This is a genomic window from Variovorax sp. 54, assembly GCF_002754375.1.
Lineage (GTDB): Bacteria > Pseudomonadota > Gammaproteobacteria > Burkholderiales > Burkholderiaceae_C > Variovorax.
On the sequence record NZ_PEFF01000001.1, the window covers coordinates 486,288 to 508,443 of the forward strand.

General features: G+C 67.1%; 22 protein-coding genes. 2 read left to right on the forward strand and 20 right to left on the reverse strand.

From position 1 onward, the window contains the following. Nucleotides 1-6 precede the first annotated feature (6 nt). Together CLU95_RS02315 and CLU95_RS02320 are read left to right on the forward strand one after the other, a co-directional pair. Nucleotides 7-888: an AraC family transcriptional regulator gene (locus CLU95_RS02315; protein WP_099790046.1), complete on the forward strand. Its 882-nt coding sequence runs from the start codon at nucleotides 7-9 to the stop codon at nucleotides 886-888. A 74-nt stretch (nucleotides 889-962) separates the two neighbouring features. Continuing rightward, on the forward strand, nucleotides 963-1,430 hold the full coding sequence (locus CLU95_RS02320; RefSeq protein WP_099790048.1) for a VOC family protein: 468 nt from the start codon (nucleotides 963-965) through the stop codon (nucleotides 1,428-1,430). A gap of 31 nt (nucleotides 1,431-1,461) precedes the next feature. On the opposite strand, the gene CLU95_RS02325 is transcribed toward CLU95_RS02320, so the two are convergent. The 20 genes from CLU95_RS02325 to CLU95_RS02420 all read right to left on the reverse strand — a co-directional run bounded on the left by CLU95_RS02325 (nucleotide 1,462) and on the right by CLU95_RS02420 (nucleotide 22,148). Further along, nucleotides 1,462-1,986: a phosphoribosyltransferase gene (locus tag CLU95_RS02325; RefSeq protein ID WP_099790050.1), complete on the reverse strand. Its 525-nt coding sequence runs from the start codon at nucleotides 1,984-1,986 to the stop codon at nucleotides 1,462-1,464. An 18-nt stretch (nucleotides 1,987-2,004) separates the two neighbouring features. Further along, nucleotides 2,005-3,336 carry an adenylosuccinate synthase gene (locus CLU95_RS02330; protein WP_099790052.1) on the reverse strand — a complete coding sequence of 444 codons (1,332 nt, stop codon included), beginning with the start codon at nucleotides 3,334-3,336 and terminating at the stop codon, nucleotides 2,005-2,007. A gap of 23 nt (nucleotides 3,337-3,359) precedes the next feature. After that, on the reverse strand, nucleotides 3,360-4,520 hold the full coding sequence (locus tag CLU95_RS02335; RefSeq protein WP_099790054.1) for an ATP phosphoribosyltransferase regulatory subunit: 1,161 nt from the start codon (nucleotides 4,518-4,520) through the stop codon (nucleotides 3,360-3,362). Between the two features lie 44 nt (nucleotides 4,521-4,564). Continuing rightward, nucleotides 4,565-4,753 (reverse strand): DUF2065 domain-containing protein, encoded by a 189-nt coding sequence (locus CLU95_RS02340; protein ID WP_062480756.1) that lies wholly within the window; start codon nucleotides 4,751-4,753, stop codon nucleotides 4,565-4,567. 39 nt (nucleotides 4,754-4,792) lie between these two features. Further along, nucleotides 4,793-5,689, reverse strand: a complete 897-nt coding sequence (hflC, locus tag CLU95_RS02345) for a protease modulator HflC (RefSeq protein WP_056580103.1) — start codon at nucleotides 5,687-5,689, stop codon at nucleotides 4,793-4,795. Nucleotides 5,690-5,706: 17 nt separating this feature from the next. Then, the gene (gene hflK / locus CLU95_RS02350; protein ID WP_099790056.1) at nucleotides 5,707-7,086 is read right to left on the reverse strand and encodes an FtsH protease activity modulator HflK; all 1,380 of its coding nucleotides are present in this window, start codon (nucleotides 7,084-7,086) and stop codon (nucleotides 5,707-5,709) included. A 74-nt stretch (nucleotides 7,087-7,160) separates the two neighbouring features. After that, the gene (gene hflX / locus CLU95_RS02355; protein ID WP_070061004.1) at nucleotides 7,161-8,330 is read right to left on the reverse strand and encodes a GTPase HflX; all 1,170 of its coding nucleotides are present in this window, start codon (nucleotides 8,328-8,330) and stop codon (nucleotides 7,161-7,163) included. Nucleotides 8,331-8,384: 54 nt separating this feature from the next. Continuing rightward, nucleotides 8,385-8,630: an RNA chaperone Hfq gene (gene hfq, locus CLU95_RS02360; protein ID WP_056582504.1), complete on the reverse strand. Its 246-nt coding sequence runs from the start codon at nucleotides 8,628-8,630 to the stop codon at nucleotides 8,385-8,387. 164 nt (nucleotides 8,631-8,794) lie between these two features. Further along, the gene (der, locus tag CLU95_RS02365) at nucleotides 8,795-10,138 is read right to left on the reverse strand and encodes a ribosome biogenesis GTPase Der (protein ID WP_099790058.1); all 1,344 of its coding nucleotides are present in this window, start codon (nucleotides 10,136-10,138) and stop codon (nucleotides 8,795-8,797) included. A 66-nt stretch (nucleotides 10,139-10,204) separates the two neighbouring features. Further along, entirely contained in the window at nucleotides 10,205-11,347 is a 1,143-nt protein-coding gene (gene bamB, locus CLU95_RS02370; protein ID WP_099790060.1) for an outer membrane protein assembly factor BamB, read from the reverse strand. Between the two features lie 12 nt (nucleotides 11,348-11,359). Then, nucleotides 11,360-12,052 (reverse strand): YfgM family protein, encoded by a 693-nt coding sequence (locus CLU95_RS02375; protein WP_099790062.1) that lies wholly within the window; start codon nucleotides 12,050-12,052, stop codon nucleotides 11,360-11,362. A 6-nt stretch (nucleotides 12,053-12,058) separates the two neighbouring features. After that, nucleotides 12,059-13,369, reverse strand: coding sequence for a histidine--tRNA ligase (hisS, locus tag CLU95_RS02380; protein WP_099790064.1), 1,311 nt, complete (start codon nucleotides 13,367-13,369; stop codon nucleotides 12,059-12,061). A gap of 15 nt (nucleotides 13,370-13,384) precedes the next feature. Further along, nucleotides 13,385-14,665: a flavodoxin-dependent (E)-4-hydroxy-3-methylbut-2-enyl-diphosphate synthase gene (gene ispG, locus CLU95_RS02385; RefSeq protein WP_099790066.1), complete on the reverse strand. Its 1,281-nt coding sequence runs from the start codon at nucleotides 14,663-14,665 to the stop codon at nucleotides 13,385-13,387. Beyond that, the gene (locus tag CLU95_RS02390; protein ID WP_099790068.1) at nucleotides 14,662-15,588 is read right to left on the reverse strand and encodes a helix-turn-helix domain-containing protein; all 927 of its coding nucleotides are present in this window, start codon (nucleotides 15,586-15,588) and stop codon (nucleotides 14,662-14,664) included. The genes ispG and CLU95_RS02390 overlap by 4 nt, the downstream gene beginning before the upstream one ends. Continuing rightward, nucleotides 15,581-16,432: a type IV pilus biogenesis/stability protein PilW gene (gene pilW, locus CLU95_RS02395; RefSeq protein WP_099790070.1), complete on the reverse strand. Its 852-nt coding sequence runs from the start codon at nucleotides 16,430-16,432 to the stop codon at nucleotides 15,581-15,583. Before pilW ends, CLU95_RS02390 begins: the two co-directional genes overlap by 8 nt. A 4-nt stretch (nucleotides 16,433-16,436) precedes the next feature. Next, nucleotides 16,437-17,606, reverse strand: a complete 1,170-nt coding sequence (rlmN, locus tag CLU95_RS02400) for a 23S rRNA (adenine(2503)-C(2))-methyltransferase RlmN (protein WP_099790072.1) — start codon at nucleotides 17,604-17,606, stop codon at nucleotides 16,437-16,439. Nucleotides 17,607-17,627: 21 nt separating this feature from the next. Next, a complete protein-coding gene (gene ndk / locus CLU95_RS02405; RefSeq protein ID WP_099790074.1) occupies nucleotides 17,628-18,053 on the reverse strand; it encodes a nucleoside-diphosphate kinase in 426 nt (141 codons plus the stop codon). 152 nt (nucleotides 18,054-18,205) lie between these two features. Beyond that, nucleotides 18,206-20,062: a pseudouridine synthase gene (locus tag CLU95_RS02410; RefSeq protein WP_099790076.1), complete on the reverse strand. Its 1,857-nt coding sequence runs from the start codon at nucleotides 20,060-20,062 to the stop codon at nucleotides 18,206-18,208. After that, on the reverse strand, nucleotides 20,059-20,994 hold the full coding sequence (gene scpB / locus CLU95_RS02415; protein WP_099790078.1) for an SMC-Scp complex subunit ScpB: 936 nt from the start codon (nucleotides 20,992-20,994) through the stop codon (nucleotides 20,059-20,061). The genes CLU95_RS02410 and scpB overlap by 4 nt, the downstream gene beginning before the upstream one ends. 128 nt (nucleotides 20,995-21,122) lie before the next feature. Further along, nucleotides 21,123-22,148 carry an RluA family pseudouridine synthase gene (locus CLU95_RS02420; protein WP_373668076.1) on the reverse strand — a complete coding sequence of 342 codons (1,026 nt, stop codon included), beginning with the start codon at nucleotides 22,146-22,148 and terminating at the stop codon, nucleotides 21,123-21,125. Nucleotides 22,149-22,156: the final 8 nt, after the last annotated feature.

Genomic DNA, 22,156 nt, shown 5'->3' on the forward strand with positions numbered 1-22,156 from the left:
CGCGCCATGCAGCTGACGCGGCCCCCGTCCCCTCATTTGCGGCCCTTCCTGCGGCTGCTGTGGGCCTCGGCGCCCGAGGGCGAACCCCCAACACGCACCGGCGCGCGCGAGCACGTGCTGCCCACGGGCGGGATGCACCTGGTGTTCCGGCTTTCAGGGCCGCCGCTGCGGCTCTTCGACGACACACGCGACCTGCACGGCCACACGGTCGGCTACGCGATCGTCGGTGGCGCACGCGCCGCTTTCTACCTGCGCGATGTGTCGGTGGCGACACGCTCGGTCGGCGCGCAATTGCACCCCGGTGCCGCCCGCCTGTTGCTGGGCGCACCTGAAGACGCCCTGAGCGGTCGCCACACGCCGCTCGACGCGCTGTGGGGCGAACGCCAGACCTGTGATGCGCTCGAACAACTGCATGCAACGGCCGACGACCCGGCGCGGCAACTGGACGTGTTCGAGGCCTTGCTGACCCAGCGCCTGGCCGCTGCCGCCCTGCCCCGCACCAGCCCGCGCGGCCTGCACCCGGCCGTGGCCGCCTCGCTCGGACAGATGCGCCGCGACACGCCCGCGTCGATCGCCACACTGGTGGCGCACAGCGGCTACAGCCACCGGCGCTTCATTGCGCTGTTCCGCACGGCGATCGGGCTCGCCCCCAAGGAGTACGCTCGCGTGATGCGCTTCGACCGCGTGCTGGCGCTGGCCGCCGACGATCCCGCGCGCGCCTGGGCCGACATCGCGTTCGCCGCGGGCTACAGCGACCAGGCGCACCTGAGCCGCGAGTTCTCCGCACTGGCCGGCCTGTCGCCGCAGGCCTGGCGGCAGACGGGCGCGACCTCGCCGCGCCATGTGCCGGCCGTCAGTGCGGCAGGTCAAATTCCTTCAAGACGCTAGCGCCGCGGCTGCGCAGAATCGGCGCCACGGTCCCCGTTTCATCACCCATTCCAGAAAGAAAGGCAGGTCAGTCCATGGCCATCCACGAGCTGTTTCCGTACCTCTGCGTCGACAACGCCGCCGCCGCCGTCGACTTCTATTGCCACGTGTTCGAAGTGAAGGAAATCTTTCGACTGACCGAGCCCAGCGGCCGCATCGGGCACGTCGAGCTGGACTTTCACAACGGCGCGATCCTGATGATCTCGGACGAGTTCGCCGAGTTCAACATCCGCTCGCCCAAGGCGCTCGGCGGCAGCGCGGTCACGCTGCACCTGCACGTGGATGACGCCGATGCGCTCGTGGCGCGCGCGGTCGCCGCGGGGGCCACGCTGGACATGGCACCGCAGGATCAGTTCTATGGAGAGCGTTCCGGCGTCTTCCGCGACCCGTTCGGTCACCGGTGGAACGTGGGTCACAACATCGAGAAGGTGACACCGGAGGAAATGCAGCGGCGCTATACCGCGATGTTCGACACCCCCGGCGGCGGCAGCTGCAGCAGTTGAGCGCGCCGGCCGATGGTGCCAGGGCCGGTCGTCAGACCGACCACTTCTCGATCAGCTTCTCGGCGCCGAGCGAGTCGTAGCCCTCGAAGGGCTGGTGGATCCACGGGTTGGTGGCCAGGAACTCGACCGAGTAGTCGGGCGTGAAGGTCGACATCGCCTTGGTCCAGATGACCGCGCTGCGCAGCTCGGTGATCGGCTTGTAGTTGTTGCGCAGCATGTCCATCACGGCGTGCAGCGTATGGCCCGAATCGGCCAGGTCGTCCACCAGCAATACCTTGCCGGCGATCTCGCCCTTGGGGGTCGTGATGAAGCGCGCGATGTCGAGATGGCCCTGGACCGTGCCGGCGTCGGCGCGGTAGGAGCTGGTCGACATGATCGCCAGCGGCTTGTCGAAGATGCGCGAGAGCACATCGCCCGGGCGCATGCCGCCACGCGCCAGGCACAGGATGGTGTCGAACTGCCAGCCCGACTGGTGCACCTTGATCGCGAGCTTCTCGATCAGGTTGTGGTATTCGTCGTAGCTGACGTAGAGATGTTTGCCGTCTTCGGTCAACATGGTCTGGTTCGTTCCTGTTCAGTCTGCGAGATAAGGGTGACGCATCATGATCGTGTGATCGCGATCAGGGCTGGTCGACACCATGTGGATCGGCACGCCGGTGATCTGCTCGATGCGCTGCAGGTACAGGCGCGCATTGACCGGCAGCTTGTCGTGCTGCGTGACGCCCACGGTGCTCTCGGTCCAACCTTCAAGGGTTTCGTAGATCGGCGTGCAGCGCTCGATTTCGTCGGCGCCCATCGGCAGGATGTCGGTGATTTCGCCGTCGAGTTCGTAGCCGGTGCACAGCTCCAGCTTCTCGAGGCCGTCGAGCACGTCGAGCTTGGTGATGCACAGGCCCGACAGGCCGTTGACCTGCGCCGAGCGCTTGAGCAGCGCGGCGTCGAACCAGCCGCAACGGCGGCTGCGGCCGGTGGTCACGCCCTTTTCGGCGCCCACGGTGCTCATGTGGAAGCCGGGGGTGCCCGGCGTGGCCCAGTCGAGCTCGGTGGGGAACGGACCGCCGCCCACGCGGGTGCAGTAGGCCTTGGTGATGCCCAGCACGTAGTGCAGCATGCCCGGGCCCACGCCCGAACCGGCGGCGGCGTTGCCGGCCACGCAGTTGCTCGAGGTGACGTACGGGTAGGTGCCATGATCGACGTCGAGCAGCGTGCCCTGCGCGCCTTCGAACAGCAGGTTGGCGCCGGCCTTGTGGGCATCGTTCAGTTCGCGCGACACGTCGGCCATCATGGGCTTGAGCAGCACGGCGTGGCGCATGGCCTCGTCGAACACGGTGTCGTAGTCGATGGCGGGCGCGCCCAGCACCTGGGTCAGCACGTGGTTGTGCAGCTCGAGCAGCACGCGCAGCTTGGCGGCAAAGCGCTCAGGGTGCTTCAGGTCCTGCACGCGCAGCGCGCGGCGGGCGATCTTGTCTTCGTAGGCCGGGCCGATGCCGCGACCGGTGGTGCCGATCTTCTCGATGCCGCCCTTTTCACGGTAGGCCTCGCGCGCGATGTCCAGCGCGGCGTGGAACGGCAGGATCAGCGGGCAGGCCTCGCTGATGCGCAGGCGCGAACGCACTTCGACGCCGGCTTTCTCCAGGCCTTCGATTTCCTCGAAGAGCTTGGCAGCCGACAGCACCACGCCGTTGCCGATGTAGCACTTGACGCCGGGCCGCATGATGCCGCTCGGGATCAGGTGCAGCGCGGTCTTCACGCCGTTGATGACCAGCGTGTGGCCCGCGTTGTGGCCGCCCTGGAAACGGACCACGCCTTGGGCGCTTTCCGTCAGCCAGTCAACCAGCTTGCCCTTGCCTTCGTCGCCCCACTGGGTACCGACGACGACCACGTTTCTTCCGGTGGTTACGCTCATGCTCGTTCCATTACTTCAAAAATTCAGATCGCTCGGACATTCCATTGGCCGGCCTGCTCGACGAGCTCGCGGTCGCAATGGAATTCATCGATTTCGCTGCCGTGGCCGGGCAGCACGCAGACTACCGTTTCGCCGGCCTTGCGCAATTGGGCAATCGCCTGACGCAGGCCGGCCGCGTCGCTCCAGGGCGCACGGATGGCGGCGCGCAGCGGACGGGCCGGCAGCACGCCGACGAGTTCGCGCACATCGAGGCTGAAGCCGACGGCCGGACGGTTGCGGCCGAACACGGCGCCCACCTCGTCGTAGCGGCCTCCGCGCACCAGCGAATCGGCCGCGCCCGGCACGTAGATGCCGAAACGCATGCCACTGTAATAGGCATAGCCGCGCAGATCGGCCAGGTCGAAGCTGATCTGGCGCCCTGCCGTGCCGTTCAGGCCAGCCGCAAGTTGCTTCAGGTCGGCCAGCGCCGCGGCCACCGCGGGCGTGCCCTTCAGGGCCTTGGCGGCCTCGTCGAGCACGGCCACATCGCCGTACAGGCCCACGAGGGCGCGCAGGCCGTCGCGTGAGGCCGCGGGAAAATCTTGGGTGAGCGCCTGCAGCTCGCTCGCGTCCTTGGCGGCCAGCGCGGCGTGCACGCGGGCGATCGCGGCGCCATCGACCGGTACGCCGGCGAACAGCGCGCGCACGATGCGGGCGTCGGCCAGGTCGACGATCACGCCGTCGCGCAGGCCGGCGGCGTCGAGGCAGTCGAGCGCCAGCAACAGGGTTTCGGTGTCGGCTTCCAGGCCGGCGTGGCCGTAGATTTCAGCGCCGAACTGCAGCGGCTCGCGGGTGGCGTGCGGGCGGTCGGGCCGGGTGTGGACCACCGGACCGCAGTAGCACAGCCGGGCCACGCCATCGCGGTTCAGCAGATGGGCATCGATGCGCGCCACCTGGGGGGTGGTGTCGGCACGCAGGCCCATGCTGCGACCGGAAAGTTGGTCGACGAGCTTGAAGGTTTGGAGGTCGAGCGCCTCGCCGGTGCCCGAAAGCAGCGACTCCAGGTGCTCGAGCAGCGGCGGCATCACCAGCTCGTAGCCATAGCCACGGGCGGTATCGAGCAGCTGGCGTCGAAGTTCTTCGATGTGGCGCGCCTCGGAAGGCAGCACATCGGCAATGTGATCCGGGAGGACCCAGGCGGACATGGGGATCGGGGGCGTGGTTAAACCGGGATTCTACCGGGCCCGCGTTACCCCAGAACCCAAAGGAGTACCAAACCCAGCAGGATGCTGCAAAGACCGAAGAAACGCAGCTGGCCGTCGCGCAGCTGCAGCAGCTGGCTAAAGCCGCGCCGCCACCCACCCGGCGAGACGAAAGGCAGGATGCCTTCGATCACCAGGACCAGCGCCAACGCGCTCCAGAAGGTGTCGGCGCTCACGGCTCCAGACAGGAAAGCAGAGAAACGGAAGACCCGTTGTTACTTGCGCGCCGCGCCGCCCGAGCCGGAGCTCTGCATGGCGCGGAAGAAGTCCGAGGACGGGTCGAGCACCATCACGTCGCTCTTCTTGTTGAAGCTCTGCTTGTAGGCTTCGAGGCTGCGATAGAACTGGGCGAACTGCGGATCGCGGCCGAAGGCCTCGCTGTAGGTCGCGGCAGCCTGGGCATCGCCCTCGCCCTTGATCTTCTGGGCATCGCGGTAGGCGTTGGCCACGATCACTTCGCGCTGGCGGTCGGCGTCGGCGCGGATCTTTTCGCCTTCGGCCGTGCCGGTGGAACGCAGCTCGTTGGCCACGCGCTTGCGCTCGGCTTCCATGCGGCGGTAGACCGATTCGGTGATGGCTTCCACGTAATCGACACGGGTGATACGCACGTCGACCACATCGACGCCCCAGGGCTTGGCACCCTTCACCACGGCCAGCACTTCGCGCTGCACGTCGGCCATCAGGGCCTCGCGGCGAACGGAGATCAGGTCGCGCACGGTGCGCTTGTTGATGTTTTCCTGGAACGCGTTGCGCACCACGCGGTTCAGCTGCATGGCGCCCGCGTTCTCGTCGAGGCCGACGTTGCGGATGTAGGCCTGCGGGTCGGAGATGCGCCAGCGCACGTACCAGTCGATCACCACGCGCTGCTTTTCAGCGGTGAGCATGGGTTCGGTGTCGAGGCTCGACAGCGTCAGCAGGCGCTTGTCGATGTACGACACATTCTGGAACGGCGGCGGCAGCTTGAAGTTGAGGCCGGGCTCGGTGATGACCTGCTTGATCTGGCCGAGGGCATAGACCACGCCGAACTGGCGCTGGTCGACCACGAAGAGGGTCGAGCTCAGCAGCACGAGCAGGACGAGGACCGAGGTGGCGATGAAACCGATTCTGTTCATGTTGTTCCGAGCCTTTCTCAGCGCACGTCGCGGTCACGCGAGCGGCCGTCACGGGCGCGCACGTCGGTGGTGGTGGGTGCCACCGGGATCACCGACGACTGGGTCGGTGCGGTGCCGGCCACGTTGGGGTTGGCAGCATCCACCGGCGTGGCCGCGGTGTTGTTGCCGCCTTGCTGCATCAGCTTGTCGAGCGGCAGGTACAGCAGGTTGGAACCCTGCTTGCTGTCGACCAGCACCTTGGTCGTGCTGGCGTAGATCTGTTGCATGGCGTCGGTGTACATGCGGTCGCGCGTCACCTGCGGTGCCTTCTGGTATTCGGCCAGCACCGAGCTGAAACGACCTGCGTCACCCTGTGCCTGCGCCACGATCCGCGCCTTGTAGGCCTCGGATTCTTCCTTCAGGCGCGACGAGGTACCGGTGGCCAGCGGCACGACGTTGTTGGCATAAGCCTCAGCGTCGTTCTTGGCGCGTTCGCGTTCCTGGCCGGCCTTGAGCACGTCGTCGAAGGCGGCCTGCACCTGCTCGGGCGGACGCACACCACCCTGCTGCAGGTTGATGCCAACGACTTCGACGCCGACCTTGTAGCGGTCGAGGATGGTCTGCATCAGCGCGCGCACGCGCGGTGCGATCTGGTCGCGCTCTTCGGCGAGCGCTGCGTCCATCTTCATCTTGCCGACCACTTCGCGCACGGAGCTTTCAGCCACCTGCACGATGGTTTCGGCGGGCGACTTGCTCTCGTAGAGCCAGGCGCGCGCATCGCTCAGGCGGTACTGCACGGCAAACTTGATTTCGACGATGTTCTCGTCTTCGGTCAGCATGGCCGATTCGCGCAAGCCCGTGGAACGCACGATGGCGTCGCGGCCCACGTCGGTGGAACGGATCTGCGAAGTCACCACCAATTCGTGGCGCTGGATCGGGTACGGCAGGCGCCAGTTAAAGCCGGCATTCACCGTCGACTTGTAGCGTCCGAACTGCGTGACCACGGCCTGCTGGCCTTCGTTCACGATGAAGAAGCCGGTGCCGAGCCAGATCAGGACCGCCACGATGGCAACGAGGCCGATGCCAAAGCCGGCGTTCTTCATGTCGGGCTTGTAGCCGTTGCCGCCACCGCCGCCGGTGCCATTGGGGCGATTGCCGCCACCCTTGCCGCCGCCGAAGAAACCACCGAGCTTGCGATTGAGGTCGCGCCAGAGTTCATCGAGGTCGGGTGGACCCTGGTTCGGGCCCTGGCCGCGCGGGCGATTGCCGTTGCCGTTGTTGTTCTGGTTGCCGCTCGAAGGCGGCGGGATCGGGGCGCCGGGGGGATCGGCATCGGACGGCCGGTTGCCGGCCGGGCGGTCGCCGTTGGAGGACGGCTCGTCGCCGCGACCCCATCGGCCATCGTTCAGATTGAACATGCCCAGAAACCCTCTCCGCGCTGGCTTTGCATTCATTCGCTTCGTTCTCGTGTCAGTGGCGGGATTGTGCCCAATCAAGGGGCCGCATCGTGCAATTCAGCGTCCGCCTCAGGGGTCATCGTATCGGCGACGGAACCCGATTGCCGGGCCAGCTCGGCCCGCAGCAGCGGCAGGCCTTCGCCAGTCTTGGCGCTGAGGAAGATGCGGGGAACCTGCACGCCGTCGATTTCCATCTCGTCCTGCAGATGCAGCGGATGTTGCGCGCTTTCAAGGGCGTCGAGCTTGTTGAATACCAGCAGTTGCGGCACGTCACCTGCGCCGATGTCCTGCAGCACCGACTGGACCTCGGCCATCTGCTCGGGGTAATGCGGGTTGGAGGCGTCGATCACGTGCAGCAGCAGGTCGGCATCGACCGCTTCCTGCAAGGTGGCCTTGAACGCATCGACCAGGCCGTGCGGCAGGTCGCGGATGAAGCCCACGGTGTCGGAGATCGACACCTGCCGGCGCGCATCGCCCAGGTAGAGGTTGCGCGTGGTGGTGTCGAGCGTGGCGAACAGCTGATCGGCCGCATAGGCGCGGGCCTTGACCATCGCATTGAAGATCGACGACTTGCCCGCGTTGGTGTAGCCGACGAGCGAGATGTTGAAGGTCTCGCGGCGCTCGCGCTGGCGGCGCTGCGTGCTGCGCTGCTTCTGCACCTTGGCCAGACGCTCGCGCGTGCGCTTGATCGACTCGTTGATCATGCGGCGGTCGAGCTCGATCTGCTTCTCGCCGGGGCCGCCGCGCACACCTGCACCGCCGGTCTGGCGCTCCAGGTGGGACCAGCGACGGACCAGCCGCGTGCTCAGGTACTGCAGTCGAGCCAGCTCGACCTGCAGCTTGCCTTCGTGCGAACGGGCGCGCTGGGCAAAGATTTCGAGGATGAGGAAGGTGCGGTCGTAGACCGCAACATCGAGCTGGCGTTCGAGGTTGCGCTGCTGCGCGGGGCTCAACGACTGGTCGAAGATGACCTCGCTCGCCCGGTGCATGGCGGCGAGTTCCTTGATCTCTTCGGCCTTGCCGCTGCCGACGAAAAGCGCCGCATCGGGCGCCTTGCGTTTGCAGGCCAGGCGGGCGACAGGCGTCAGGCCCGCGGTTTGTGCGAGCAGGCCCAGTTCTTCGAGCTCGCTGTCGAAATGGGGCAGCCCGAAATCGACGCCGACGAGAACGGCGGCGCCTTCCTGGCGGGGGATCGAATCAGACAAGCGGAATCAGAATATGGAAAAAGCGCGGCGGGGTTGCCGCCGCGCTCCGCGCGATCAGGCGGCGGCGTCGTCGTTCTCGTTGGCCGAGAAGTTGACGGCACGACCCGGCACGATGGTGGAAATGGCGTGCTTGTAGACCATTTGCGTCACTGTGTTGCGGAGCAACACGACGTATTGATCGAAAGACTCGATCTGGCCCTGCAGCTTGATGCCGTTCACCAAATAAATGGAAACCGGCACATGCTCGCGACGCAAGGTGTTCAGAAACGGGTCTTGCAGAAGTTGCCCTTTATTGCTCACGATATTCTCCGTGTTCAAGAGTAGTTGTTGGAGAGATGACCTTAACACAGGGTTTCTGCGCCGCAGCAATCGGGGTCAAAAGCCTTGAGAAAATAACGGTTCTCAAAAGACGGAACTTCCACTCCTGCTGCGGCTCATCGGCTGCCATCGGCAGCCAAGCGCCCTCAGTTGTCCTTGTCCGCAAACGGATTTTGCGAGCTTTTGAACTGGATCCGCAAGGGCGTGCCCACGAGGTCGAATTCCTTGCGGAAACGCCCTTCCAGGAAACGCTTGTAAGCGTCGGTCACGTGCTCCAGCGAATTGCCGTGAATGATGATCACGGGCGGATTCATGCCGCCTTGGTGCGCATAGCGCAGCTTGGGCCGGTACATGCCGCCGCGTTGGGGCGCCTGGAATTGAACCGCCTCCAGCAACAGGCGCGTCAGCACCGGCGTCGACATCTTGCGTGTGGCCGACTTGTGGGCCTGCGCAATAGCCTGCCACACCGGGCCCAGGCCCTGCCGCTTGATGGCCGAGATGAAATGCAATGACGCGAATTTAAGGAACGGCAGCCGGGTTTCGATCTGCCGCTGGATCTGCTCGCGCTGGTAGCTGTCGACCGCGTCCCACTTGTTGATGGCGATCACCACGGCGCGTCCGCTTTCGAGGATGTAGCCGGCGATGTGCGCGTCCTGGTCGGTCACGCCCTGCGTAGCGTCGAGCAGCAGCAGCACGACGTTGGCCGACTCGATGGCCTGCAGCGTCTTGACCACCGAGAACTTCTCGATCGCCTCGAACACCTTGCCCTTGCGGCGCAGCCCGGCGGTGTCGATCAGCTCGAAGCGCTGGCCGTTGCGCTCGAACGGCACCGAGATGGCGTCGCGCGTCGTGCCGGGCATGTCGAAGGCCACCAGGCGCTCTTCGCCGAGCCAGGTGTTGATCAGCGTGGACTTGCCGACGTTGGGCCGGCCGGCCACCGCCAGCTTGATCGGCTTGTTGACGTCGTCTTCGTCTTCCTCGTCGTCCGGGTCGGGCAGGTTCAGCGGCTCGAGCGCCAGTTCGACCAGGTCGCGCATGCCCTGCCCGTGCGCCGCGGACACGCCGTGCACGTCGCCGAAGCCCAGCTCGTAGAAGTCGACCAGCTTGGTGCCGTCGTGCATGCCCTCGGCCTTGTTGGCCGCCAGCACACAGGGCTTGCCGAGGCGGCGCAGCTCGTTGGCGATGTCGTGGTCTTGCGCCGAGAGGCCTTCGCGGGCATCGACCACGAAGATCACGACGTCGGCTTCGGCCACGGCCTGCCGCGTCTGCTTGGCCATCTCCTTGTAGATGCCGCTGCCGGCATCGGGCTCGAAGCCGCCGGTGTCGATCACGATGAACTCGTGCTTGCCCAGGCGGCCGTTGCCGTAATGGCGGTCGCGCGTGAGGCCGGCGAAGTCGGCAACGATGGCGTCGCGCGTCTGGGTCAGGCGGTTGAAGAGCGTCGACTTGCCGACGTTGGGACGGCCGACCAGGGCCACGACCGGCTTCATGGCCGGCCTTTCGATGGCGCGGTTTTCATGGTCGGGCCTTGGAAGTAAGAGAAAGACAAAAAATGATTATTCAGGGCGGTAACCGAAGACGCCGCCCTTGGCGGTCACGACGACCACCGTGTTGCCGGCCAGGACCGGCGTCACGGTGATGGCCGAGCCATCGGGGGTCACGCGGTTGAGCAGTGCACCGTCTTCGCGCGACACGAAGTGCAGCGTGCCGGTGCTCTCACCGATGATCAGCGAACGGCCCACGGCCAGCGGCGCGGTCAGTTCGCGGTTCTTCAGGCGGCTCATCTGCCAGGCGCGCTCGCCGTCGGCGCGGCGCCAGGCGGTGACGCTGCCATCGGATTCGGTGCCATAGAGAAAGCGCTCGTCGCCGCTCACGCCATCGGCGCCCGAGGCCGGCTTGCTCCAGAGCAGCTGGCCGCGCAGGGTGTCGACGCAGCCGACGCTGGCGTAGTAGGCGCGTGCGCAGACGGTGTCGCCGTAGCGGCTCACGCTGCCGGTGAGGTCGACCAGGCGTTCCACGTCGTTGGTGCCGCGCGGCGCGGCGATGGGGGCTTCCCAGCGTGAGCTGCCGTTGCCGGGGTTCATGCCGACCAGTCGGCCGCCCAGACCGGCAACCAGCGTGTCGCCGACTGCGATCAGCACGCCCGACTTGCGCAGCACGAGGTTCTCGCCCGGGCGCTGCTGCTGCCACAGGCGGCGGCCGCTCTGGCCGTCCCAGGCGCTGACGCTGCGGTCGGCGGTCTGCACGAAGACGCGACGGCCGGCCACCAGGGGTGCGGTGAAGGCCTGGGCCGACAGGCGCTGCTTCCACAGCACCTTGCCGTTTTCGATAGCCACCACTTCGTTGTTGGTGGTGACCACGGCCGTCAGCGAACCGTCGCTGCCGACACCGGCCGCCAACGGCGCACCGGCGCTGGCGCGCCAGGTCTCGCGACCGGCGCGGGCGTCGATGGCGACGATTGTGCCGTCGCTGCCTGCCACGGTCACGATGTCGCCGCTGACATCGGCGGTGAGCGGGAATTCAACGCCCGGAATCCGCACGTTCCAGACCTGGCGCACGCCCATCAGGGACGGGTTGGCCGGCAGCTCGGCGGGCTTGGGCTTGCCGGAACCCGAGCAGGCGGCCAGCAGCGCGACCAGAACAAGAGCAGAACCCGCGCGCAGCGCGGTCGATTCAGGCTTGAAACGCATGAAATTCATGGAGGTGTGCGGTCAGGAGTTCTTGGGGACGGCGGGCGTCACGGTGACGGTCGGCGCCAGGGTCTTCGGGTCGACACCGACCGCGTTGAGCTTGATCTCGACCAGTCGGCGGTAGTCCGAGCCGGCGCCGAGGCCGGTCCAGGCCTTGCGGTACTCGGCCTGTGCCTCGTCGCGCTTGCCTTGCGCCATGTAGATGTCGCCCTTGCGGTCGGCCACCAGCGGTTCGAATTCGGTCGGCACCTTGCCGTCGAGTTGCTTGAGCGCGTCGTCGTAAGACTTGGCATCGAGCAGTTCGGCTGCGAGCCGCAGCTTGGCGATGGCCTGGTAGCCCGGGTCGACGGCGTTCTGCGCGACCCAGCCCAACGCCGCGCGCGAGCCGTCGGCATTGCCCTTGTCGAACAGCGTCTTGGCGACCAGCAGGCCGGCCTGCTGTGCGTAAGCGGTGCCTGCGAAGCGCTCCTTCATGTCGGTCATCACGCGCTGGATGCGCTCGACGTCGCCGGACTGCGTGCTGCGCTCGACCTCGTCATAAAGGGCTGCGGCCTGGGCTGCCTTGGTGCGCTGGTAGTACTGCCAGCCGTTCCAGGCCACGAAGGCGCCGGCGACGAGCAGCACGGCCCAGGTGATCAGGGTGCCGTAGGTGTTCCAGAAATGCTTGAGCTGGTCGAGCTGTTCCTGTTCTTCGAGGTCGAGATGGGTGGCCATGCGCTGTCAGAGGTTGGGAGCCGGCGATTGTAGGGTGGCGGCCCAGGTGGTCACTTCAGCAAGTGAACGGGCGGACTGCGCAACGCTGGCGTCGCGCAAGGCCTTGAGAGTCACTTCACCGCGTGCAAGTTCATCGGCGCCGAAGATCAGGGCATAGGCGGCGCCGCTGGCGTCCGCCTTTCGCATCTGTGCCTTGAAGCTCGCCAGGCCTTCGGCCGTGCTGGCATGCATCTGCACGCGCACGCCGGTTTCGCGCAGCTGCTGCAAGGCCCGCAGCACGACGGGCATCGAGGCGGCGTCGGGCACGATGGCATAGACGTCGGGCACCGGTGCGGGCACTTCAGCGCCCTGCTCCTTCAGCAGGTCGAGCACGCGCTCGACGCCGATGGCCCAGCCCACGGCGGGCGCCGGCTTGCCGCCGATCTGGGCGATGAGGTCGTCGTAGCGGCCGCCAGCACACACCGTGCCCTGCGCACCGAGGCGGTCGGTCACGAACTCGAACACCGTGAGGTTGTAGTAATCGAGCCCACGCACGAGGCGCGGATTGATCGTGAAAGCGATGTCGTTGGCCTTGAGGATGGCTTGCACCCCCTCGAAGTGCGCCAGCGATTCCGCGCCCAGGAAGTCGATCAGCTTCGGGGCCGACTCGACCACCTCTTTCATCGCCGGATTCTTCGTGTCGAGGATACGCAGCGGGTTGCTGTGCAGACGGCGCTTGCCGTCCTCGTCGAGCTTGTCGGCGTGCTGCTCGAAGTGAGCGATAAGCTGGGCGCGGTGCAGCGCGCGCTCGGCCGGCTGGCCCAGGCTGTTGAGTTCCAGGCGCACGTCGGTCAGGCCGATGGCCTTCCACAGCGCGGTGGCCAGCAGGATCAGTTCGGCGTCGACATCGGGTCCCGCAAAGCCGAGCGCCTCGGCGCCGATCTGGTGGAACTGGCGGAAGCGCCCGCGCTGCGGCTTTTCGCGGCGGAACATCGGGCCCGTGTACCACAGGCGCTTGGGCCCCTCGTAGAGCATGTTGTGCTCGATCACGGCGCGCACGAGGCCGGCGGTGTTCTCCGGGCGCATCGCCAGATGCTCGGCCTGCCCATGTTTGTCCGAGCGGTCTTCGAAGGCGTACATCTCCTTCTCGACGATGTCCGTCACTTCGCCGATGCCGCGCACGAACAGCGCCGTGTGCTCCAGGATCGGGGTGCGGACATTGCGGTACGCATAGCGCCCCATCAGGTCGCGCACGATGGCTTCGAGCCATTCCCAGCGCGCCGATTCGGGCGGCAATATGTCGTTCATGCCTTTGACGGCATTCAGTTTTTCAGCCATGGATCTGCGGAGGTGTCAGGCCAGGACAGCGTGTTCGCTGCCGAAGCGCTTTTCGATGTAGGTTTCGACGAGCTGGTGGAACTCGTTGGCGATATTGTCGCCGCGCAGCGTGAGGGCCTTTTCGCCGTCGATGAAGACCGGCGCAGCCGGCGCTTCGCCGGTGCCGGGCAGGCTGATGCCGATGTCGGCGTGCTTGCTCTCGCCAGGGCCGTTGACGATGCAGCCCATGACGGCCACCTTCAGCGTCTCGACGCCCGGGTACTTCTTGCGCCAGACCGGCATCTGCTGGCGCAGGTAGTCGTCGATCTGCTTGGCGAGTTCCTGGAACGTGGTGCTCGTGGTGCGGCCACAGCCCGGACAGGCGGTGACGCTCGGCACGAACACGCGCAGGCCCAGGGCCTGGAGAATTTCGTTGGCGATCAGCACTTCCTGCGTGCGCGACTCGCCCGGCTGCGGCGTGAGCGACACGCGGATCGTGTCGCCAATGCCCTCCTGCAGCAGGATCGACAGCGCCGTGGCCGAGGCCACCGTGCCCTTGGTGCCCATGCCGGCTTCGGTCAGGCCCAGGTGCAGCGGGTTGTCGCAACGCCGCGCGAGCTCGCGGTACACCGAAATCAGGTCTTGAACGCCACTCACCTTGCACGACAGGATCACCTGGTTGCCGGCCATGCCCATCGACTCGGCCAGCTTGGCGGATTCGATGGCCGAGGTGATCAGCGCCTCGTACATCACCTGCTTGGCGTCCCAGGGCGTGGCGCGCTGGCTGTTGGTGTCCATCAGGCTGGCAAGCAGTTCCTGGTCGAGGCTGCCCCAGTTCACGCCGATGCGCACCGGCTTGTTCCAGCGCATGGCCGCATCGATCATCTGGCCGAACTGCTTGTCCTTCTTGTCGCCCTTGCCCACGTTGCCGGGGTTGATGCGGTACTTGCTCAGCGCCTCGGCGCAGGCCGGATAGTCGGTGAGCAGGCGATGGCCGTTGTAATGAAAGTCGCCGATCAGCGGCACGTCGATGCCCATGCGGTCGAGCTGCTCGCGGATGTAGGGCACCTGCGCGGCGGCTTCGGGCGTGTTGACGGTGATGCGGACCATCTCGGAGCCCGCAATGGCGAGTTCCTTGACCTGGATCGCGGTGCCGATGGCATCGACCGTGTCGGTGTTGGTCATCGACTGCACGCGCGTGGGCGCGTCGCCCCCCACCGTGACCGTGCGCGGTCCCCAGACCACGCTGGCCTGGCGCGAGCGGCGCGCCTTGGGCGCGGCCGATTCAATGGGTTGAGGAGTGCAGTCGGTTGTCACGATTTCACCTCGAAACGCGCCACGCCGCCCCCGCGGGTGACAGGCTTCAGATCGTAGGGCTTTCCGTTCACTTGCACATCGACGGCCGATGCGCGCCCGATCACCACGGACAGCGGCAGCGTGCCAGACAGTCCGACGGTTTCGCCGACCTGCAGGCTGCGGCGCAGCAACTGCTTGCCGCCGGCTTCGGTGACAGTGACCCAGCACTCCTCGCGCGCCACGAGGACGAGCTGCTGGCTGCTGGCGGTGCTGGTGTTGGCGACGGCTGCCGCGGGGGCGGAAGCCGGGGCGGTTGGCACGGCGGCTACTACGCCAGCAGCCGGTGCGGCGCCCGCCGGGCCGGTCGGCGCCACAGCCTGCGTCGGCACGGACTCCGAGACGCCGCCCTGATCGGCGGGCGGCATGACCTCGGCATCGTTCTTTGCGGTCAGCCGCGCGACGGAGGCGCCGATCTGGTCGAACGCCGACTGCGGCATCCAGAACAGCACGCCGGCGCCGATGAGCAACAGCACCACAACCGTCAGCAGCGCGCGCGACGGCAGGCCGCCGGAACGCCCACCGCTCCAGCGCGGCGTGTCGGAGACCACGCGAGCATTCAGCGTGCGATTGGTTTCTGCCAACGGCGCGCGTTGCGCACCCGGCAGCTTGGCCAGCACAGGCGCCGGATCGATGCGCAGTGCACGGCACACGCTGCTGGCCAGGGCCCGGGCAAACACCGGGTCGGGCAGCGAGGCGATGTCGTCAGCTTCGAGCGCGAGCAGTTTTTGCGGCGGCACCTTGAGTGCCGCAGCCACCATCTCGATGTGCAGGCCATGCGCTTCACGCGCCTCGCGCAGCATGTCGCCAGCCGTCTTGTGCGCGACGTCGCCTTCTGCCAGCGGCAGCGCCGCGGACGTCCCGAACTCCGAAACCCGTTCAGTCATTGAAATTCCCGCGCTCGTACGCCATTGCCTCCCGCGATTGAGGGAAACGTCGTTGCAGTTGACCGCCCAGCTGCGCGACAGCCTCGCGGTTGTTGAGCTGCCGTTCGATCTTGATGCCGAGCCACAGCGTCTCGGCATTGGCCGACGGGCTGTTGTTGACACGGCGGACGTAGAACTGCGCACGCGACCATTCTTCGCGTTGCGCCAGCACCGAGGCCAAGTTGAAGCCGACCACCGGATTGCCGGCGTCGAGCTCGTAGGCCTGCAGGAGGCTGCGCTCGGCTTGCTGCCGCTGACCGGCCTTGAGCTCGCAGACCCCTTGGGTCATGAGCGTCTTGGCGCGGTCGGTGTAGCTGGGCACGGCCAATGCCGCGGCGAACTGTTGCGCGGCGTCGCCGTAGCGGCTCTGTTGGCACAGCAGCCAGCCGTAGTTGTGGCGCGTGTTGGCATCGCGCGGATTGATCGCGACCGCGCGGCGGAAGCTGTCTTCGGCCTGGGCCGCATCCTCGAGCCGCATGTAGACCACCCCGCGCAGGTTGTAGGCGTCGGCGTAACCCGGGTCGATGGCCAGCACCTGCTTGAGCTCTTCGAGGGCGACCGAAGTCTGGCCCTGTTCGAAGTAGCCGGCGGCCAGCTCCATCCGCAGACGGGCACGCCGGCGGTTGTTTTCGTCGACGTCGGTGACGACACTGGTGCCGCTGTCGGCCCCACTGCCGACAAGCCCGGTGGTGGTGGTTCGCGTGTTGACGCAGCCCGCGAGAAGAAGCACCACGGCGACGCTCGCGATTCCTGCGCTCAGCACTCGCTGCGCGCTCGCGGTCGTCGTCGGTAAGGCCATGCTCATTGCGTCAATGCTCCTGGGGAACGGTTGGTTTGGGGGTCTTGGCGCGGGGCGGGTGCAGAACGACGGGGCGCTCGGCCACCGCCGCACGGCGCTGGGCCATGCGTTCGGCCGCACGGGTGCGGTCTTTCACGTCGCCAGCGAGTTGTCCGCAGGCGGCGTCGATGTCGTCACCGCGCGTCTTGCGCACGGTGGTCACGAGGCCCGCTTCGCTCAGCGTGCGGGCAAAGGCCAGCACGCGCGCTTGCGGCGAGCGCAGCAGGCCCGACGCCGGAAACGGGTTGAATGGAATCAGGTTGAACTTGCACGAGACCCCATGGGTGCGCACGAGTTCGATCAGTTGCCGCGCATGCTCGGGCTGGTCGTTGACGCCATCGAGCATGCAGTATTCGAAGGTGATGAAATCGCGCGGCGCATGCACGAGGTAGCGCTTGCAGGCCTCGAGCAGTTCGGCGATCGGGTACTTGCGATTAAGCGGCACGAGGTCGTCGCGCAGCGCATCGTTCGGCGCATGCAAAGAGACGGCCATGGCCACGGCGCAATCGGTGCCCAGGCGGTCGATCATCGGCACCACGCCGGAGGTCGATACCGTGACACGGCGACGCGACAGCCCGTAGGCGTTGTCGTCGAGCATGGTGCGCAATGCGGGCACCAGCGCCGAGTAGTTCTGCAGCGGCTCGCCCATGCCCATCATCACCACGTTGGAGATGACGCGCTCGCTGCGCTTCAGGTGCTTGCGCAGGAAGTGCTCGGCGAACCAGAGCTGGGCGACGATTTCGCCCGTGGTGAGGTTGCGGCTGAAGCCCTGATGCCCGGTCGAGCAAAAGCGGCAGCCCACGGCGCAACCGGCCTGCGACGACACGCACAGCGTGCCGCGATCGTCTTCGGGAATGAACACGGCCTCGACCGCATCACCGCCGCCGACGTCGAACAGCCACTTGATCGTGCCGTCCTTGGATTCATGCTGCGTGAGGACCGACAGGGCCTCCACGCGCGCGGTGGTCGCGAGTTTCTCGCGCAGCGACTTCGCCAGATCGGTCATCTGGGTGAAGTCGCTGGCGCCACGCTGGTGGATCCAGCGAAACAGCTGCGTGGCGCGGAATTTTTTCTCGCCGAGTTTTTCGCAGAACGCAGCCAGCCCGTCGAGATCGAATTCGAGCAGATTGGCTGTGGTCATGAATTCAGGCGAGAAACGGCTTCAGCGTGCGTAGACGTTGAGGCCGGCGAAGAAGAAAGCGACTTCGGCGGCAGCCGTTTCGGGCGCGTCCGAGCCGTGAACGGCGTTGGCGTCGATGCTGTCGGCGAAGTCGGCGCGGATGGTGCCGGCGGCTGCCTTCTTCGGGTCCGTGGCACCCATCAGGTCACGGTTCTTGGCGATGGCGTTCTCGCCTTCGAGTGCTTGCACGAACACGGGGCCCGAGATCATGAACTCGACGAGGTCCTTGAAGAAGGGACGCTCCTTGTGCACCGAGTAGAACTGCTCGGCTTCGTTGCGCGACAGGTGCACCAGCTTGGCGGCGACAACCTTGAGGCCGGCAGCCTCGAAGCGGGAAACGATCTTGCCGATGACGTTCTTGGCGACGGCGTCGGGCTTGATGATGGAAAGGGTACGTTCGATAGCCATTGAAATGCTTCCTGAGCTTTGATTTTGAAGTGTTTTGTCACAACTGCAGCGAATTTGTTTCGCGGCCCGTCGACAAAGCCTCTGATTTTAACCGGCGCGACCTGCGGGATTGGTGAAAACCCCGCGAAAGGCCGCGCTCCGACGGCTGGCTTTCAGCGTCCGCGGCGGCGACTGCCGGCCGGGCCGCCGAAGCCACCACCGCCTTGCGAGCCGCCGCCACCGCCGCGACGTCCCGGGCCGCCGCGTTGCTCCTTGCGCTGGCGCGAGAAGCTGTCGGCACCGATGTAGCCGAGCGAGGTCTTCATCGGATCGGGCTGGTTGGCAGCACCGCCGCCACCACCGCCGCCACTTGGCGCCCGGTTGCCGCCACCGCCCTGCCCTTGCCCCTGGCCGCCCTGACGGTTGCCAGGACCCGCGTTGCCGCGGCGCCCCTGCTGCGGCGGACCGCCGTTGCCGTTGCCCCGATTCGGGCCACCGCGCCCTCCACGCTCACCGCGCGGCGGACGACCGTCGCCCAGCGGACTCGGGATCGGTGCTTCGCCGCGTGCTTCACGCGGCTGACCGCCCCCCATGCTGCCGTTGTTGTTGCGGTTGTTGTTGTTGCCACGGCGCTTCTTGTTCCGGCCGTTGCGACCGCCGCCCTCCGGACCACCGGGGCCACGTTGCTGCTGCGGGGCCGGTCGCGCCTGCGCGCCGCCCGAGGCCTGGAACAGCGCTTGAATGTCGCGCTCGTCGAGTTCCATCCAGGCACCGCGCTTGAGACCGCGCGGCAGCACCATCGCGCCGTAGCGGATGCGGATCAGCCGGCTGACCGCATGGCCCACCGACTCGAACAGGCGGCGCACTTCGCGGTTGCGGCCTTCGGAAATGGTCACGCGGTACCAGCAGTTGGAGCCTTCGCCGCCCCCGTCTTCGATGGTGCCGAACTGCGCCATGCCGTCGTCCAGGCGCACGCCCTCGAGCAGCTTTTTCTTTTCTTCGGCGGTGAGCGCGCCCAGCACGCGCACCGCGTACTCACGCTCCAGGCCGAAGCGCGGGTGCATGAGCTGGTTGGCCAGATCGCCGGAGCTGCTGAACAGCAGCAGGCCTTCGGTGTTCAGGTCGAGCCGGCCGACCGATTGCCACTTGCCCTGCTGCAGACGCGGGAGCTTGCGGAACACGGTCGGGCGGTTCTGCGGATCGTCGTGCGTGACGACCTCGCCCACAGGCTTGTGGTACGCGATCACGCGCGGCGGCGGCGGTGCGATACGGTAGCGGATCGGCTTGCCGTTGATCTTGACCTGGTCGCCGTACTGGATGCGCTGGCCGATATGGGCCGGCTCGTTGTTGACGGAGATGCGACCCTGCAGGATCAGCTGTTCCATCTCGAGGCGCGAACCGAGGCCGGCCTGCGCCAGCACCTTGTGCAGCTTGGGCGAATCGGCTTCGGGTAGCAGCACGCGCTTGAGCGGCGGCACCTCGGGGCTCTCTTCGTCGGCGTCGAACTGGCCGGAAATGACGTCGGAGAAACGGATCGGCTCGGTCGGCGGCGCGTTGCGCTGCTCGCGTTCGGCGGCGCGGCGGGCGCGGTCGAGGTCGTCTTCCTCTTCGTCGGGCTCGTCTTCCTCGTCGTCTTCGTCATCCCCACGGTCGTCGTCCTCGTCCTCATCGGACGCCTGAGGACGCCGCGCTTCGACGGGTGCCGGCTCGTCTTCCTCGGTCGTCGCTGCTTCAGCAACCACGGGGGCCGCATCGGGCTCTACCGTCGCGGGAGCTTCGGCCGCAGGCGCGACTTCCGCCGCGCTCGCCGGTTGCTCATCGGCAGCCAGCGCCTCGATCACCTTCTTCTTGCGGGGTGCACGCGGCTTCTTCGGCGCTTCCTCGGCCTCGGCCCCTGCTGGCTCTGCGGGCGCAGCAACGGATTCAACAGCAACTTCCGTCACCTTCTTGGGCGTGGCTGGCCGCTTCCGCTTCTTGACTTCGGGTTCGACCGGCAGCATCGCTGCGTCGTCGGTGTCGGATGAGCTCATGGGGTTTTTCCGGGAGAAACAGCGGGGGGGTCGTGGGGGTCGGTCTCGTCCGCTGCGGGGGACGGGACCTCAGATTCGGGTTCTTCGGGCGCGGCGGCCACTTCGGGTTCGGCGGGCGGCTCACCGGCGTCTGGCTCGGGCGCGGGCGGCGCCTCGTCGACAGGCGCGACGGCCTCGCCGCTTTCGGTGATCGCCACCACCTCTTCGGCGAATTCCGCCGCGTCGGTCGAGACGACCTCGGCCAGCTCAGCCGACTCGGGCGGCACATCGACTATGGCGAGTTCGGGCTGCACGCCTTCTTCGGCCACGGGCGCTGCAGCTTCTGCAGCAGCCTCGTCCGCCGCGTCGATGTCGTCCATCGGCAGCCCCGGCTGGTCGCCCGCGGCCTGCTGGAGCGCATCAACCAGCGCGGCCTGCTGCGCGGGCGTCTCCACCAGCGGCAACTGGTCGAGCGAGGCCAGCCCCAGGTCGTCGAGAAACTGGCGGGTGGTTGCATAGAGCCCGGGCCGGCCGACCGTTTCGCGGTGGCCGATCACCTCGACCCAGCCGCGGTCTTCGAGCTGCTTCAGGATCAGCGAGTTGATCGTGACGCCGCGGATGTCTTCCATGTCGCCGCGCGTGGCCGGCTGCCGGTAGGCAATGATGGCCAGCGTTTCGAGCGCGGCACGCGTGTAGCGCGGCGGCTTTTCGGGATGCAGGCGATCGAGGGCATCGCGCATCTCGGGCCGGCTCTGGAAACGCCAGCCGCTGCCGACGCTCACCAGCTCCAGGCCGCGTTGCGCCCAGTCTTCCTGCAGTTCGAGCAACAGCACCTTGATGGTGTCCACGCCCAGCTCGTCGTCGAACAGCACGCGCATGTCGCGCACCGGCAGCGGCTGGCTCGAACAGATCAAGGCGGTTTCGAGAATGCGCTTGGCATCCGCCGTATTCATGGTTCGCGGTATCCGGAAAAAGGCGCCTGGCGACGCTTGTTCAGATGGATGGAAGGGGTAGGCGTTGCCGGCACGCGGCGAGTGCAACGCAAGGCCGGCATCGGGTGGCCGGCGCGGCCCTCGGGCCGTCAGGCGCGATTGTAATCCAGCCCCCAGGTCTGCAAAGCCTGGGCCAGATCGGGCGGCGGCGGCGAGCGGAACTCCATCGGCTGCTGCGTGACAGGATGCACGAACGCCAGCCGGAACGCATGCAGCGCCTGCCGCGCCAGGCCGACCGCGGGCGCGCCACCATAGAGCGCATCGCCGACCAGCGGATGGCCGATCGACGCCATGTGCACGCGGATCTGGTGGGTGCGGCCGGTTTCGAGCGTGCAGCGCACCGCGCAGCCGTCGGTGTGGCTGTCGAGCCGCTCGATCAGCGTGCGTGCGGTCTTGCCCGCGTGGCGCTCCAGGTCGACCACCGCCATGCGCAGCCGGTTGCGCGGATCGCGGCCGATCGGCGCATCGACCTGCCGGGCCGCCGCGCCTTCCCAGGCCTTGTGCCCCATCGCCAGGTACTGTCGCTTCACGTCGCGCGCGGCGATCAGCGCCACCATGGCGTCCATCGCGGCCCGCGTGCGCGCCACCACCATCAGGCCGCTGGTGTCGCGGTCGAGGCGGTGCACGATGCCCGCGCGCGGCAGCAGCACGGCCTTCGGGTCGAGTGCCAGCAGCCCGTTCAGCAGCGTGCCGCTCCAGTGGCCCGGGGCCGGGTGCACCACCAGGCCGGCCGGCTTGTCGATGATCCGCAGGTGCTCGTCTTCATGCACCGTGACCAGGTCCATCGCCTCGGGCCGGAAGGCCTGGCTCTGGGGCGTGGGCCGCAATTCGATGCGCCCCGACTGGCCGACGCGCACCGTGGCAGAAACCTTGGTGAGCGTGCGCCCTTGCAGCTCGACGGCACCCGCCTCAATGAGTTGCTGAAGGTAACTGCGCGAAAACTCGGGCACCAGCGCGGCCAGCGCGCGGTCGAGCCGCTGGCCGTGCTGCGCCTGGTCGATGGCGAAGGGCCGCAGCTCGCTGGGCTCCGCGAGATCGGCACCCTCTTCAGGTTCAGGCCCTTCCGGGGGATCGGTCAGGGGGTCGGTCGATATAATTGAGGGCAACTGTTTCACGAAAGCCG

Coding starts and splice junctions, on each gene's coding strand:
- CLU95_RS02315 (WP_099790046.1), top strand. CDS start 7: ATGCAGCTGACGCGGCCCCCGTCCCCTCATTTGCGGCCCTTCCTGCGG.
- CLU95_RS02320 (WP_099790048.1), top strand. CDS start 963: ATGGCCATCCACGAGCTGTTTCCGTACCTCTGCGTCGACAACGCCGCC.
- CLU95_RS02325 (WP_099790050.1), bottom strand. CDS start 1,986: ATGTTGACCGAAGACGGCAAACATCTCTACGTCAGCTACGACGAATAC.
- CLU95_RS02330 (WP_099790052.1), bottom strand. CDS start 3,336: ATGAGCGTAACCACCGGAAGAAACGTGGTCGTCGTCGGTACCCAGTGG.
- CLU95_RS02335 (WP_099790054.1), bottom strand. CDS start 4,520: ATGTCCGCCTGGGTCCTCCCGGATCACATTGCCGATGTGCTGCCTTCC.
- hflC (WP_056580103.1), bottom strand. CDS start 5,689: ATGAACAGAATCGGTTTCATCGCCACCTCGGTCCTCGTCCTGCTCGTG.
- hflK (WP_099790056.1), bottom strand. CDS start 7,086: ATGTTCAATCTGAACGATGGCCGATGGGGTCGCGGCGACGAGCCGTCC.
- der (WP_099790058.1), bottom strand. CDS start 10,138: ATGAAGCCGGTCGTGGCCCTGGTCGGCCGTCCCAACGTCGGCAAGTCG.
- bamB (WP_099790060.1), bottom strand. CDS start 11,347: ATGAATTTCATGCGTTTCAAGCCTGAATCGACCGCGCTGCGCGCGGGT.
- CLU95_RS02375 (WP_099790062.1), bottom strand. CDS start 12,052: ATGGCCACCCATCTCGACCTCGAAGAACAGGAACAGCTCGACCAGCTC.
- hisS (WP_099790064.1), bottom strand. CDS start 13,369: ATGGCTGAAAAACTGAATGCCGTCAAAGGCATGAACGACATATTGCCG.
- CLU95_RS02390 (WP_099790068.1), bottom strand. CDS start 15,588: ATGACTGAACGGGTTTCGGAGTTCGGGACGTCCGCGGCGCTGCCGCTG.
- pilW (WP_099790070.1), bottom strand. CDS start 16,432: ATGAGCATGGCCTTACCGACGACGACCGCGAGCGCGCAGCGAGTGCTG.
- rlmN (WP_099790072.1), bottom strand. CDS start 17,606: ATGACCACAGCCAATCTGCTCGAATTCGATCTCGACGGGCTGGCTGCG.
- ndk (WP_099790074.1), bottom strand. CDS start 18,053: ATGGCTATCGAACGTACCCTTTCCATCATCAAGCCCGACGCCGTCGCC.
- CLU95_RS02410 (WP_099790076.1), bottom strand. CDS start 20,062: ATGAGCTCATCCGACACCGACGACGCAGCGATGCTGCCGGTCGAACCC.
- scpB (WP_099790078.1), bottom strand. CDS start 20,994: ATGAATACGGCGGATGCCAAGCGCATTCTCGAAACCGCCTTGATCTGT.